Origin of the sequence: Elizabethkingia bruuniana (assembly GCF_002024805.1) — a bacterium.
GTDB classification, from domain to species: Bacteria; Bacteroidota; Bacteroidia; order Flavobacteriales; family Weeksellaceae; genus Elizabethkingia; species Elizabethkingia bruuniana.
Genome location: NZ_CP014337.1, coordinates 3,306,302 through 3,319,817, shown reverse-complemented (window position 1 = coordinate 3,319,817; position 13,516 = coordinate 3,306,302). Strand labels below are relative to the sequence as shown.

At 35.8% G+C, this 13,516-nt stretch carries 12 protein-coding genes and 5 tRNA genes; 14 read left to right on the top strand and 3 right to left on the bottom strand.

From position 1 onward, the window contains the following. Positions 1-3: 3 nt before the first annotated feature. Positions 4-810 carry a hypothetical protein gene (locus tag AYC65_RS15505; protein WP_034869625.1) on the top strand — a complete coding sequence of 269 codons (807 nt, stop codon included), beginning with the start codon at positions 4-6 and terminating at the stop codon, positions 808-810. Positions 811-848: 38 nt separating this feature from the next. Here the strand turns inward: AYC65_RS15505 and uvrC are convergent, their stop codons facing one another. Next, entirely contained in the window at positions 849-2,651 is a 1,803-nt protein-coding gene (gene uvrC, locus AYC65_RS15500; protein WP_034869623.1) for an excinuclease ABC subunit UvrC, read from the bottom strand. A 98-nt stretch (positions 2,652-2,749) separates the two neighbouring features. On the opposite strand from uvrC, the gene AYC65_RS15495 reads away from it, so the two are divergent. Together AYC65_RS15495 and AYC65_RS15490 are read left to right on the top strand one after the other, a co-directional pair. After that, the gene (locus tag AYC65_RS15495) at positions 2,750-3,583 is read left to right on the top strand and encodes a GLPGLI family protein (protein ID WP_034869646.1); all 834 of its coding nucleotides are present in this window, start codon (positions 2,750-2,752) and stop codon (positions 3,581-3,583) included. Positions 3,584-3,721: 138 nt separating this feature from the next. Continuing rightward, the gene (locus AYC65_RS15490) at positions 3,722-4,543 is read left to right on the top strand and encodes a GLPGLI family protein (protein WP_034869622.1); all 822 of its coding nucleotides are present in this window, start codon (positions 3,722-3,724) and stop codon (positions 4,541-4,543) included. An 83-nt stretch (positions 4,544-4,626) separates the two neighbouring features. Here the strand turns inward: AYC65_RS15490 and AYC65_RS15485 are convergent, their stop codons facing one another. Beyond that, positions 4,627-7,758 carry a UvrD-helicase domain-containing protein gene (locus tag AYC65_RS15485; protein WP_034869621.1) on the bottom strand — a complete coding sequence of 1,044 codons (3,132 nt, stop codon included), beginning with the start codon at positions 7,756-7,758 and terminating at the stop codon, positions 4,627-4,629. Positions 7,759-7,850: 92 nt separating this feature from the next. On the opposite strand from AYC65_RS15485, the gene rpsU reads away from it, so the two are divergent. The 11 genes from rpsU to nusG all read left to right on the top strand — a co-directional run bounded on the left by rpsU (position 7,851) and on the right by nusG (position 12,183). Then, positions 7,851-8,048: a 30S ribosomal protein S21 gene (gene rpsU / locus AYC65_RS15480; RefSeq protein ID WP_034869620.1), complete on the top strand. Its 198-nt coding sequence runs from the start codon at positions 7,851-7,853 to the stop codon at positions 8,046-8,048. A 79-nt stretch (positions 8,049-8,127) separates the two neighbouring features. Beyond that, positions 8,128-9,018, top strand: a complete 891-nt coding sequence (locus tag AYC65_RS15475) for a tyrosine-type recombinase/integrase (RefSeq protein WP_034869618.1) — start codon at positions 8,128-8,130, stop codon at positions 9,016-9,018. After that, positions 9,015-9,305, top strand: coding sequence for a ribosome hibernation-promoting factor, HPF/YfiA family (gene hpf / locus AYC65_RS15470; RefSeq protein WP_034869616.1), 291 nt, complete (start codon positions 9,015-9,017; stop codon positions 9,303-9,305). Before AYC65_RS15475 ends, hpf begins: the two co-directional genes overlap by 4 nt. A 113-nt stretch (positions 9,306-9,418) precedes the next feature. Next, a tRNA-Thr gene (locus AYC65_RS15465) sits at positions 9,419-9,492 on the top strand. Positions 9,493-9,512: 20 nt separating this feature from the next. Beyond that, a tRNA-Tyr gene (locus tag AYC65_RS15460) sits at positions 9,513-9,595 on the top strand. Between the two features lie 88 nt (positions 9,596-9,683). Continuing rightward, positions 9,684-9,756, top strand: a tRNA-Gly gene (locus AYC65_RS15455). A gap of 44 nt (positions 9,757-9,800) precedes the next feature. Beyond that, positions 9,801-9,872, top strand: a tRNA-Thr gene (locus AYC65_RS15450). A gap of 228 nt (positions 9,873-10,100) precedes the next feature. Next, a complete protein-coding gene (gene tuf / locus AYC65_RS15445) occupies positions 10,101-11,288 on the top strand; it encodes an elongation factor Tu (protein WP_034869614.1) in 1,188 nt (395 codons plus the stop codon). Between the two features lie 52 nt (positions 11,289-11,340). After that, positions 11,341-11,411, top strand: a tRNA-Trp gene (locus tag AYC65_RS15440). 13 nt (positions 11,412-11,424) lie between these two features. Further along, a complete protein-coding gene (gene secE, locus AYC65_RS15435) occupies positions 11,425-11,628 on the top strand; it encodes a preprotein translocase subunit SecE (protein WP_034869613.1) in 204 nt (67 codons plus the stop codon). 12 nt (positions 11,629-11,640) lie between these two features. Further along, positions 11,641-12,183, top strand: a complete 543-nt coding sequence (nusG, locus tag AYC65_RS15430; RefSeq protein ID WP_009085655.1) for a transcription termination/antitermination protein NusG — start codon at positions 11,641-11,643, stop codon at positions 12,181-12,183. A gap of 491 nt (positions 12,184-12,674) precedes the next feature. On the opposite strand, the gene AYC65_RS15425 is transcribed toward nusG, so the two are convergent. Further along, positions 12,675-13,280, bottom strand: a complete 606-nt coding sequence (locus tag AYC65_RS15425) for an OmpW/AlkL family protein (protein ID WP_034869612.1) — start codon at positions 13,278-13,280, stop codon at positions 12,675-12,677. Positions 13,281-13,516: the final 236 nt, after the last annotated feature.

Sequence of the window (13,516 nt, the reverse complement as noted above, 5' to 3'; positions counted from 1 at the left end):
GTTATGAAGAAGTTATTATCAATATTCCTTATTAGTAGTGTAGTTACAGCTTATGGTCAAAAAATAAGTGACTTTCAGTATATCTATGTTCCGAAGACGTTTGAGAAAGAAATGAACAAATATGATCTGAACAAACAACTGGTAAAGGGATTAGAGAGTAAAAATTATAAGATTATTCAGGAAGAGAAGGAAGATTGGCCGGCAGAATTGTCACAAAACAGATGTAGTGTAGCACGTGCTAACCTTCTGGACAATAGCAGCATGTTCCGAAACAGAGTTATTGTAAAGTTTAGCGATTGTAATGATAAGGTATTACTAGAGGCTAAAGGAATGTCTATGCAGAAAGAATATGAGACGGGCTTTCCGGATGCTTTAGAAATTTCTCTAAGATCAGTACCTTTATCTAATCCGTCTCAGACCATCAGTATTGTAGAAAATACGAAGAAGTCTAAAGAAGAAGTCGTTGCTAAAGTTGAAAAGGTGAAAACAACAGAAGCTGTCGCTGCTCCGGTGGTAACAAAATCTGAAGTTTCTTCTTCACCTATTGCAACAACAAATAAAGCAGAAGTATTCAGCAACGGAAAGATTAGTGTACAGAAGATTAATATGGGATCAGGTCAGTTTATTCTGGCAAGCGGAAGTAGCTCTTCTCCATATGCAGTATTTACTGAAACCAGCAAACAAGGTGTTTACCGTGTGAAGATGGAAAACGGAGCTACAGCATTAGGTTACGCAGAGAACGGAAGCTTAATCATTGAAATTCCTCAGGCTAATGATACTTATCAGAAAGAAGTCTTTCAGAAGAAATAATAAAAAATAAAAAAGCAGTGAATTAATCACTGCTTTTTTTATGCATTTTCGTTTCCGTTAAAATATTCGAATACCATTTTAGCTTTACTTTTTCCCAAAATCTCTTCCAGTGTTTCCATATTGGCTTCACGGATTCGTTTTACCGATTTCATTTTGGACAGAAGCAATTCTATACTTTTGGGTCCTACACCCGGTATTTCTTCCAGTTCAGATTTTATAGTCGAGTTTTTTCTGCGGGTACGATGGTGCTTCACTCCAAAACGGTGGGCTTCATCTCTTACGCGCTGTAATATTTTAAGAGTTTCCGATTTTTTATCCAGATATAAAGGAATAGGATCTTCCGGGAAGAAAATTTCTTCCAATCTTTTAGCAATGCCAACGATTGTTATTTTACCGTATAATCCGAGAGTTTTCAGACTTTTTACTGCAGAACTCAGCTGCCCTTTTCCTCCATCTATCAGGATTAACTGTGGTAAATCTTCCCCCTCATCTAGAAGACGGCTATACCTGCGGAGAATAACTTCTTCCATCGTAGCAAAGTCATTGGGACCTTCTACTGTTTTTACATGAAATATGCGGTAATCCTGTTTACTGGGTTTTCCATCTTTAAATACAACACAGGCTGACACTGGGTTTGTACCTTGAATATTCGAGTTATCGAAACCTTCTATATGCCGAGGCTCAACAGGCATACGCAGATTTTTCTGCATTTCTGCCATAATACGGTTGGTATGCCTTTCCGGATCAACAATTTGCACCTGCTTTAGTTTTTCCAGACGGTATTCTCGGGCATTCTTTTCGGAAAGCTCTACAATTCGCTTTTTGTCCCCAACCTTCGGTACAATAATCTTTGCCCCCGGAATTTCTACTGAAAGATGGAATGGAAGATAGATCTCTTTGGATTTGGAGCTAAACTTCTGACGAATTTCTACTAAGGCTTCTTCCATAATTTCTTCGTCACTTTCCTCCAGAACTTTTTTAATTTCTGTAGTAAAGGATTGTACGATGGAGCCATTGTTGATTTTAAAATAATTAACATAAGCCGCGGATTCGTCTGAGAAAATACCGAAAACATCTACATCATCTATATAAGCATTTACGACCATGCTGTGTGTTTGGTAGTCTTCCAGGATTTCCAGACGCTCTTTTACCATCTGGGCATTCTCGAATTCCATTTTTTCTGCAAAATGCATCATTTGGTCTGTCAGATACTGTCGGGCAATTTTATAATCACCTTTTATAATCCCACGGATAGCTTTAATCTTATCATTATATTCCTCTTCAGATTCCAAACCTTCACATGGACCAAGGCAGTTCTTAATATGGTATTCCAGACATACTTTGTATTTCCCATCGTCAATTTTGTCCGGACTAAGATTGAGATTACAGGTTCTGAGTTTGTAAATCTTCTTAATAGTATCGATAAGAATCTTTGCCTGACGGGGCTTGGCATAGGGACCGTAATATTCGGATCCGTCTTTTATAACGTTTCGGGTAAGAAAGACTCTGGGAAAAGATTCATTTTTAATGCAAATCCAAGGATAGGTTTTATCATCCTTCAGCATTACATTATAATATGGATTAAGCTCCTTAATAAGATTGTTTTCCAGTAAAAGAGCATCGTACTCACTATTTACAATAGTAGTTTCAAGGCGTATTATTTTAGATACCATAATACGGGTACGGTAGCCGCCATGATTTTTATTGAAATAGGAGAGGACTCTTTTTTTTAGATTTTTGGCCTTACCTACATATAATAAGTTGTTGTCTTTATCATAATAACGATAAACACCAGGATCTTGTGGTAAGGTTTTTAGCTGAAGTTCTAAGTTGGGATTCACAGAGTAAAATTACAAAAAAGTACCTGACGTTAATGATTTTAAAAAGATATAAGCTAAAATTATATCTTTATCAAAAGTTATTTCTACCAAATTGTAAAATGAAAAATCAGACCTTAATATTTTTATTTTGCTTTTTAGCAAGTCTCATTAAATCTCAGAAGATTGAATTTAATGGAGAAATTCCAATGAGATTCTTTTCTTTTAGTGGAGAGACGCTGGATAAGAGCCAGCAAAATATCTATTATGAATTCTCTTTTATTAAGAGATCGAAATCCAAGATACAAACGATATGTATTTTAGAATTAGGCAAATCAAAATCAAAATTTTCTGATCTTAATAGTATTAAGTCTGATTCCCTCACGAAGATTTATAATACCCAAAAAAGGGTTACAAATGAAGAATTTAATAAATTGTTTCAAATGAGAGGTAAGTGGAATAATGTTTTAATAAAAGATAGGGATAATAAAACAATTATAGTTCAGGATCGTGTTCTTAACGCTTATCAATATGATGAAAAGCAGCCTGATTTTAATTGGAAACTTGAAACTGAAACTAAGATAATACTAGGATACAATTGTAATAGAGCTACAACGCAATACCGAGGACGGAAATATGTAGCCTGGTATACTACTGGAATTCCTATTAGTAATGGACCTTATGTTTTTGAAGGACTTCCGGGACTAATTATGGAAATAGAAGATAGTAAAGATGAGTTTCATTTTAAAGCGGTTGCAATGGATAAAATACCAAGAGAAATCTATAGAAGAAATGATAAGGAAATTCGAATTGTTACCCGAGAGCAATTCAGAAAACTTGCAAAGGATTATCATGAAAACCCAGGTTACTATCTGGGAGAGACTTATGATGCGGCTGGAAACCAGATACGAGACAGAGGAAAGTCTATTCCCTATAATCCGATTGAAAAAGAATAATTTTAAAAGTATTAGAAATATTTTTTTTGTTATAAAATCTGATCAACTATTCACTTAATATTTATAGGAAAAACATTTTCGTAACACTAAAAAATTAGTTAAATTTAATTTTCACAAAATCAGGTTTAATAATATTATATGAATAGAAAAATTACTTTTTTTATTTTCCTTTTAATCATCAATCAATATTTTACCCAAAGTATTAAAGAGGAAAGCGTGAACAGATTCACGTATGAACTTACCTATAAAATAGATTCAACAGATTTGGGAGATGTAAGAAAAGAACTGTTTTTTCTGGATGTCTTAGGAAAAGAGTCGCGCTTTGCCAGTCAGAACAAGCTGATGAAAGATTCTGTCATTTATTCTGTTGCTGTTACCAACGATGCCGCAGCAGCGCTTTCGATGATGGGACGGATGAAAACAAAATTTAACTATAATATTTATACCAATTCGGATAAACAGGAGCAGATGATTGTAGAAACAATTGGTATGAAAAATTATAAATACCAGTTCCCACTCCCGAAAATGAACTGGAAGATTGAAGATGAGGTTAAGAAGATTGGTGTATACAATTGCCAGAAAGCAACGTTGGCAATAGGCGGCCGAAAATGGATAGCATGGTTCACACCAGATATTCCATTGAATTTTGGACCATATAAGTTTCAGGGATTGCCGGGATTGATTGTTTCAGTTTCGGATGAAAAATCTCATTATTCCTTTATGTTGCACGGAAATAAAAAAGAAAAGGTACTCTTTTCTCCACTGACAATACAGCGGGTGACTGAAATAAAACCTAAAGATCTAGCAAAGCTGCGGGAAAATACTGATGGAGTAGGGGTGTTTAATATGAGTGGTTTCCAGCTAAGCCCTGAAATGCAACGTGAAGCAGAAAAGAGGTTGAAGGAAAGAAAAAAGAAAGAAAATAATCTTCTGGAGTTAAAGTCATTTGAAGTATTTTAAGAGAGAGTCATCAAAAAATGTCATCCTGAGCTCAGCTCAGGATGACAAAATAAAATACTTATGGATTTTGGGATAATCTCTTCTTATATATATAATACCTCCACTTTCCAGACTTTTTCTCCGGATTTTTCTAATGCCCTTTTATAGATATCGATCTGGGCTTCATATTTTTCCCGTTCGGCTCCCGTTTTAAAGTCTATAATAATCCAGCCTTCAGGTGCTTTTAGCAAACGGTCGGTACGCAGTAAGCGGGATTCTCCCTTATCAGAAAACAGAATATCCCGTTCATTAATAACTTCATAATGACCATCGAAATACTGCGGATATGCTTCAAATAATTTATTCAGCCTAATCTGTACAGCTTCGAATTCCGCCTGAGTAATAGTACCATCCAGTAAATATTGTTTCAGAACATATGGAGCGTCATCTTTTGTAACAACCTTTTCCAGAATTTGGTGAGTGAATATACCCGTTTTTACACTTTCATTTCGTTCCTGATAGCTTTTGGAAGGTGTCGCAATTTTTATTTCAGTACTGAAGGTTTCATCAGAAGCTCTTAACGAGCCAATGTGAAGATCTTGTCCTGTATGCTGTTTTGTTTTTTTATGTTGTTTTAGCAAATGCTTTTCATCTGTTTCGAAAAAATCGAAACTATCCTCATCAGTATTCTTTTGCCCCGCAATAAAATCATATATTTCCAGATATCCCGAAGTTTTTCCTGGTTTCTGAATATAGAAAAACATTTGCTCTACCGCTCTTGTAGTTGCTACATACTGAATACAAAACCTGTCGATTTTATTTTTATAGGTGTTTTCTTCATTAAAAGATGTCATGCTATGATCATATTGTGCGAGATCTTTATTAAAAGAAGTAAGGTTTACTGTTTGTAAAGGCTGTTCTCTGGAATCCGAAATGTCATACCAGTCATTAAACTGAGTATCCTTGTGGCTGTTTCTCATAGGAAGAAAAACGACAGGGAATTCAAGTCCTTTAGATTTATGAATCGTCATCAGGTTAATGGCATCTGTGTTTTCTGAAGCCTGGATACTTATAGAATGCCCCTCTTCCTGCCAGTACTGAAGGAAATCTTTTAGTGTGGCTGCCATATTTTGGAAGAAGCCATATAAAAGTTCCAGAAAATTGATGAGGTAATCGGTTTCCTTTCCTTTTACCGAAAATTCCTGTAAAATACTTTCGATAAAACTATAGGTATTGAGATTTGGAATATCGGAAGTAAGCTTCAGTTTGTATTTTTCCTCTACTTTCTCTTGCAGTGACAAGGTATTTTCAGCCAATAGGATATCAGAAAGTTCAGCACTGAAGTCTTCTATGTTTATACGACCCGATTTATTCAGATAGTAAAGGCAAAGAACAAGATATCTTCTGTTTTTCGGAAACGAATACCATAGCAGATACTGGATAACAGCATTGATAGTTGAAGAAAGATCGAGTGTGAGTCCTTTTTCTGAAATAGTCCGGATAAATTGTTTTTCATTTTTATAATCTACTTCCAGAGCCGAAAGCGACTGGGAGAACTTTAGAATATCATTATTGCCTCGACATAAAATAGCAATATCTGAAAAACTAAAACCATTGTCCAGGCATTCCTGAATATCATTTTTCATTTTTTCGGCTACATCGTCAAAGAAAACATCTGCACTATTGTTTTCTACAAGGTTTATTTTTACGCGGCCTGCATTTTCCGAATGTGGCCTCTGCTGCGCCAGAGTACCAAATATGTCGCGATAATCTTCCTCCACAAAATCAGAAAGATACTGGTATAGTTTGTTGTTAAATTCTACAATGTTATAACTACTCCGGTAATTATGCTCCAGATTATGAATATCTGCATATCTGGGAGTCTCCTCCTTTTTATTAATAATGTCCAGCATCAATTGTGCATCTCCGCCCCGGAATCTGTATATACTTTGTTTTGGATCGCCTACAAGAGTAAAGCTGGTACTTTCTTCGGAAAGAATATGATCCCGAAGAGGAAGGAAATTCTGCCATTGCAGGAATGAAGTATCCTGAAACTCGTCGAAAAAATAATGTTGATATTGCTCACCAACTTTTTCATAGATAAATGCGGAAGGCTCATCACGGAGTTGTTCGTTGATTAATACATTGAAGCGGGAGAGCATTAGCAAGTCATTTTCGTCTTCAATAAATTTTAGCTGGTCCTGTATCTCTTTATTTACTTTCAATGGAAGGAGAGCTGTATGGATCTTCTTCTTCTTTTCTATTTCCAGATGATTAAGGATAATGTTTTTTCTGTTATCCAAAAGAATAGGGAGAATAGCAGCGATCTCATCGGCACGGTTTTTAGATTTGGCACCGGACAGCTTATTGTAGTTTTCCAAAGCTTTTTCCTCCGAGTTGGTAGGAAGGGCAGGGGATTCAGTATTTAGATATTTTTCAAAAAAGACAGCAATACTGTTTACTTTACCACCAGCAAAATCTTCTGTTAACAAATCGCGGGACTTTATTAGCTCAACAGACGAAAGAGCTTTTTCTTTAGCATCTTTCATCAGTTGCTTTATTTCTTTCCTCAACTTTTCTTTTTCATCAGAATAAGCATCCCAGTCAAAATTCTTATTCTTTCCTAAGGTAAAATAATGAATGTCACTATTGAAGTTCTTTGCACTATCGAATAAAGTCTTCTGTAGGTTCTCTCGCTTCTGATTATCCAGATTGTAGTTTACATAATCCATAAATGCTACAGAAAGCTGCTCATTATCACCAATTTTATCCAGTGTCTGGTCTACTGCTTCCAGAAGAAAGGGGGCGGCATTAATTTCCAGATTGAAATTCTGAGGCAATCCCAGTTCGTAGGCGAAAGAGCGAATTAATCTGGTGTTGAATTTATCAATAGTACTAATATTCAGTGCTGAATAATGATGGAGGATGTAATCCAGTAAATTTTTGGATCTGTAATGAAGGTCTTCCAGAGTCAGGTGAATACCTTCTGCTTTCAATTCTTTCTGAATATCAGTCAATGCCTGAATATCCATATAACGATCCGATGTGAAGTCCCCAAGCCACGACAGAATCCTTTCCTTCATTTCATTGGCCGCTTTATTGGTGAAAGTGAGCGCCAGAATATTTCGGATAATTTCAGGTCTGTTATTGCGTAGGCAGATCTTCAGGAGATTTTTGATAAGACTATAGGTCTTCCCGGAGCCTGCAGAGGCATTTATAACGGTATAAGTGTTCATTAAAGAATTGAGAATTAAGGTTTAAATTTAAAAATAAATTTGCGCTTTCAGAAATTTTATTTACTTTTGCATTCGAAAATGAGATGTAAAATATGTTAATAATTCCAGTAAAAGACGGAGAATCTATCGATAGAGCTCTAAAGAAGTACAAAAGAAAATTTGATAAAACAGGTGTTGTAAGAAAGCTAAGAGCTAGACAACAGTTTGTTAAACCTTCTGTGACTCATAGACAAAAGATTCAAAAAGCAGCTCACAAGCAAAGAGGCGTTAGCCAGGAAGAACAAGCATAAGCCAATTTTTCCAGGTTTATTAGATACAATCACTTTCCGAATGTTTATATTTGGAAAGTGATTTTATTTTATAGCTATTATGGCACTTATAGATAAGTTTCTCGAATATATAAGAGTTGAGAAGCGTTACTCGGAAAACACGGTTACCAGTTACAAAAAAGATCTCCGTGATTTTATGGCTTTTCTCATGGATACGGAAGGGATAGAAGATACGTTACAGGTTGATAAAAAGATTGTACGGAACTTTATTATATCTCTGAATGAAAAAAAGCTTACTAATAGAAGTATAAATCGTAAACTATCTAGTCTGCGGAGCTACTATTTGTTTCTGATGAAGGTAGGGGATATAAAAGTATCGCCACTGGAAGCAATAGATTCTTTAAAGTTCTATGCCGAAAAGCAGATTCCGATGTCTCAGGAAGAGATGGAGGAATTGCAGCAGGTTTTTACAGAAAAGCCCGATATCCTTACGAAAGCAATTATTGAAACCCTTTATCAGACAGGAATGAGAAAGTCTGAATTGTGTACACTTCAGTTTCACGATGTAGATTTTAGCAGCCGAATCCTGAAAGTACATGGTAAAGGAAATAAACAAAGACAGATTCCAATGTCTCCTGATCTGGAAAATATCCTTCAGGAATACCTTGCGGAAAGGAATTCTCTACCTGATTATAATCATCTCTTTTTTGTCAATCACAGAGGGAAGAAACTGACTGAAAAGTTTGTTTATTCCAAAGTAAACTTCTATCTTAGTTATGTTAGTTCTAAGAAGAAGAAAAGCCCGCATATGCTCCGGCATAGTTTTGCAACACATGTGTTGGATAACGGCGCGGAGATATTTGCGGTAAAAGAAATCTTAGGTCATGCTAGCCTTGCAAGTACGCAAGTGTACACTAATGCAAGTATTGAACAGTTGAAAAAAGTGATTAACCAGGCTCATCCAAGAGCCACAAAAAAAGATGAATTATGAAAATTACTGTACAATCCTTTGGATTAACCCCTCATGCTCCGTTAGAAGAACATATTGAGAAAAAAGTAAACAAACTGGAAACATTCTATGACAGAATTCAGTCATGTAAAGTTCTTTTGAAAGTTGAAAATACAGCGGATAAAGAAAATAAAACAGCTGAGGTTATTTTGGATATTCCGGGGGAAGATATCGTTGTTAAGAAAACATCGGCAAGTTTTGAGGAAAGTATTGACAGTTGCGTGGATGCAGCTAAAAAGCTGTTAATCAAGAAAAAAGAAACTGCGTAGAAAAAAAAATGAAAAAAAGTTTAAAATAATTTTGAAGATTTCAAAAAAACGTTCTATATTTGCACTCGCAAAACGGATACAAATATAGATTAGTTGTTCTTTTGAAATCTTTTGCCTCCATAGCTCAGTTGGCCAGAGCACGTGATTTGTAATCTCGGGGTCGTGGGTTCGAATCCCTCTGGAGGCTCAATATATTTAAAAAAAACTGGGGAGATACCAGAGCGGCCAAATGGGACGGACTGTAACTCCGTTGTCGTGAGACTTCGCAGGTTCGAATCCTGCTCTCCCCACAATTTTTAAATAAAATTTGCAGTTTTGAATTTTTGTTGTATATTTGCAAACGCTTACCAACAGGCGTAAATATTCAAAACTTAATAAGCGGAAGTAGCTCAGTTGGTAGAGCGTCAGCCTTCCAAGCTGAATGTCGCGGGTTCGACCCCCGTCTTCCGCTCAAAAAAATCACAAACCCTTGCGGAATGTGATTTTTTTTTACCTGCCGATATAGCTCAGGGGTAGAGCGCTTCCTTGGTAAGGAAGAGGCCTCGGGTTCAAATCCCGATATTGGCTCAGTGCAAAGATTGGAAGTCTTCTCTTAATGAATGGGAGGGTTTTTTGTTAAAGCTCATTTAGTCTTTTTGTTTTTAAGAAGATTTTTGAAAGTATTTAAAAAACCTTTTGTGTTTTTTAAGGAATAAAATAGATATAAAATTTTTCAAAAAAAATTTTGTTATCTAAAAAATGACTATATTTGCACACTGAAAAAAATCAATTAGTTAATAATTAAACATTAAGATCATGGCAAAGGAAACGTTTAATCGTAACAAACCACACCTTAACATTGGTACTATTGGTCACGTTGACCATGGTAAAACTACTTTGACTGCTGCTATCAGTAAAGTATTATCAGATAAAGGTCTTGCTGAGAAAAAAGACTTCTCTGCAATTGACTCTGCACCTGAAGAAAAAGAAAGAGGTATTACTATCAATACTGCACACATCGAGTATGAAACTGAAAACAGACACTATGCTCACGTTGACTGTCCAGGTCACGCCGACTATGTAAAAAACATGGTAACTGGTGCTGCTCAAATGGACGGAGCTATCTTAGTATGTGCTGCTACAGATGGTCCAATGCCTCAAACTAGAGAACACATCCTACTTTGCCGTCAGGTAAACGTACCTAGAATTGTTGTGTTCATGAACAAAGTTGACATGGTAGATGATCCAGAATTGTTAGAGCTTGTTGAGCTTGAACTTAGAGATCTATTATCTACTTACGAATATGATGGTGATAACTCTCCAGTAATTCAAGGTTCTGCTCTTGGTGCTCTTAACGGAGACGAGAAATGGGTAGCTACTGTAGATGCTCTAATGGAAGCTGTTGATACTTGGATCGAGCAACCAGTAAGAGATTCTGATAAGCCATTCCTTATGCCAATCGAAGACGTATTCTCTATTACAGGTAGAGGTACTGTTGCAACTGGTAGAATCGAGGCTGGTGTAATCAACACAGGTGATCCTGTTGACATCGTAGGTATGGGTGACGAGAAGTTAACTTCTACTATTACAGGTGTTGAGATGTTTAGAAAAATCCTAGACAGAGGTGAAGCTGGTGATAACGTAGGTCTATTGTTGAGAGGTATTGAAAAAACTGACATCAAGAGAGGTATGGTTATCGCTAAGAAAGATTCAGTTAAGCCACACAAGAAATTCAAAGCTGAGGTTTATATCCTTTCTAAAGAAGAAGGTGGACGTCACACTCCATTCCACAACAAATACCGTCCTCAGTTCTATGTAAGAACTACTGACGTTACAGGTGAAATCTTCTTACCAGAAGGTGTAGAAATGGTAATGCCTGGTGATAACTTAACTATCACTGTAGAATTGTTACAACCAATCGCTCTTAACGACGGACTTAGATTCGCGATCAGAGAAGGTGGTAGAACAGTAGGTGCTGGTCAGGTTACTGAAATCTTAGACTAAGATTTAAAATAATATAAAGCTTCCGCAAGGAAACTTGCGGAGCTTTTAATCTACGGGCATCGTCCAATGGTAGGATACCGGTCTCCAAAACCGTTGATCTGGGTTCGAATCCTAGTGCCCGTGCAAATTAATAATGATGAGTTTAATAAGTTTTCTTAAAGATTCTTTCATAGAATTTAAAGATAAGGTAGAATGGCCAAAGTGGCCTCAGTTGCAGTCTTCTACTACGGTAGTTGCGATAGCTACTATTCTGCTTGCTGTTTTTACTTTCGGGATAGATACGCTTTTTAGTGAAGCTATCAAGAATATTTATACTCTATTAATTGGTGCTTTTAACTAAAAATTATTTTCTATGAGCGAATTGAAATGGTATGTCATAAAAGCTATCAGTGGTCAGGAAAATAAAGTTAAGAACTATATTGAAACTGAAGTTAAAAGACTTAGTCTGGAAAAAGACGTATCGCAGGTAGTAATACCAATGGAGAAGGTTATCCAGATGAGAAATGGTAAGAAAGTTCCAAAAGAGAGACCTTACTATCCAGGTTACATTATGATTGAGGCAAACCTTGTTGGAGAGATTCCTCACATCATTAAAAACATTCCGGGAGTGATTTCATTCCTAAGCTTAACAAAAGGAGGAGATCCGGTTCCGATGCGTAAGGCAGAAGTGAACAAGATGTTAGGAAGAATGGATGAATTATCCGAGTTTGCGCAAGATGCAGGTATCCCTTACACAGTAGGAGAGAATGTAAAAGTAATCGACGGACCTTTCAACGGATTCAACGGAACAATCGAAAAGATCCACGAAGACAAAAAGAAACTGGAAGTTATGGTTCTTATCTTCGGAAGAAAGACTCCACTAGAACTAAACTACATGCAGGTAGAAAAGAATTAAGGTTCTTGAAAATATATAAACCGAAAGTTATTCTTTCGGTTTTTTTTGTGCTTAATTGTATCGAGAATTGTATGTAAATATATGTATGAGGAGCAAAAACTGAGTACTGGGCAAACAGTTTAGCTGATAAGAGAGTGAAATAAATATTCTATTTTAATAGTAATCTAAAGTTTTTGATTTTCATCTGAATGGTTTTGCTTTTCGGATTAAGATAAGGTTCCTCCGGAACACTCTTGAGGTTCATAATTACAACCCATAGAGATAAAGCTCCTAACAGTGCTCCCTGTTATAATACTGATCCGGAGTAAGATTGGTAATAAAGTATTAGATATAAAAAAGACTGTCATCAGAATCCTGAGACAGCCTTTCCATCAATTAGCCGGTTTTAACTCCTAAAAATGTCCTTGAATTTTTGCTATTACTTGCCTTAAAGTTGTTGGTAACTGAATAGCACTGGCTATTGATTTTTATAAATAACGAGTTTAGTTTATCTAGAATTTCATTCCAACACCAAAACCCCATAAAAATGGATCCAATGTTACTTTTGCGGGAATATTAGTTCCGGCAGCATCTACTGTTACATCGGTTTTCAGGAATATCTTTTTCATATCAAAGTTGACAAAAAACTTATCATTGATCATATAATCTATACCTCCCTGTAATGCAAAGCCTGCATTGTTTTTGTAATCTACATGGGTGACATCACCAGGTTTGGAACTGTAAAAGAAAGTATAATTAATACCAGCACCTATATATGGCTTTATTGTTTTTGTCGGATAGAAGTGGTATTGAAGTGTAAGAGTTGGTGGTAACAGCCATACACTACCCAGATTTACATTTCCCAAAGAAGTGTTCTCTGCATTTACATTATGCTTTGTCGTTCCCAGAATTAATTCTGCTGCAATATTCTTGTTGAAGAAGTAGGTGAAATCTACTTCAGGAATATATGAGTTGGAAACATTTGCATTTCCTCCGATTACATCAATAGTAGATTTCTCATTAGGCTGAACGCTAATTCCTCTTAATCTTACCTGCCAGTTTTGAGCACTTAGTCCCACTGAAAAAAATAATCCTGCTAAAATAAAGTACTTGTTCATTTTTTAAATAATTCATTGTTTACAGTGCTAAATTATATATTAATTATGCCGCTTGTTTGATGATATTTTTCATAGGGAATAATCATGTGCTGAAAATCATGCAATAGAAGTTTTTCTACTAAAGAAAATTTGAATTAGTAGTTATAGGTCATATATAAATTTTAACTTATACATTTTTTGGCTTTTAAATAGTGAGATAATTATTAGTAAATGACTAAAAAAAGACCTTCTGAAGA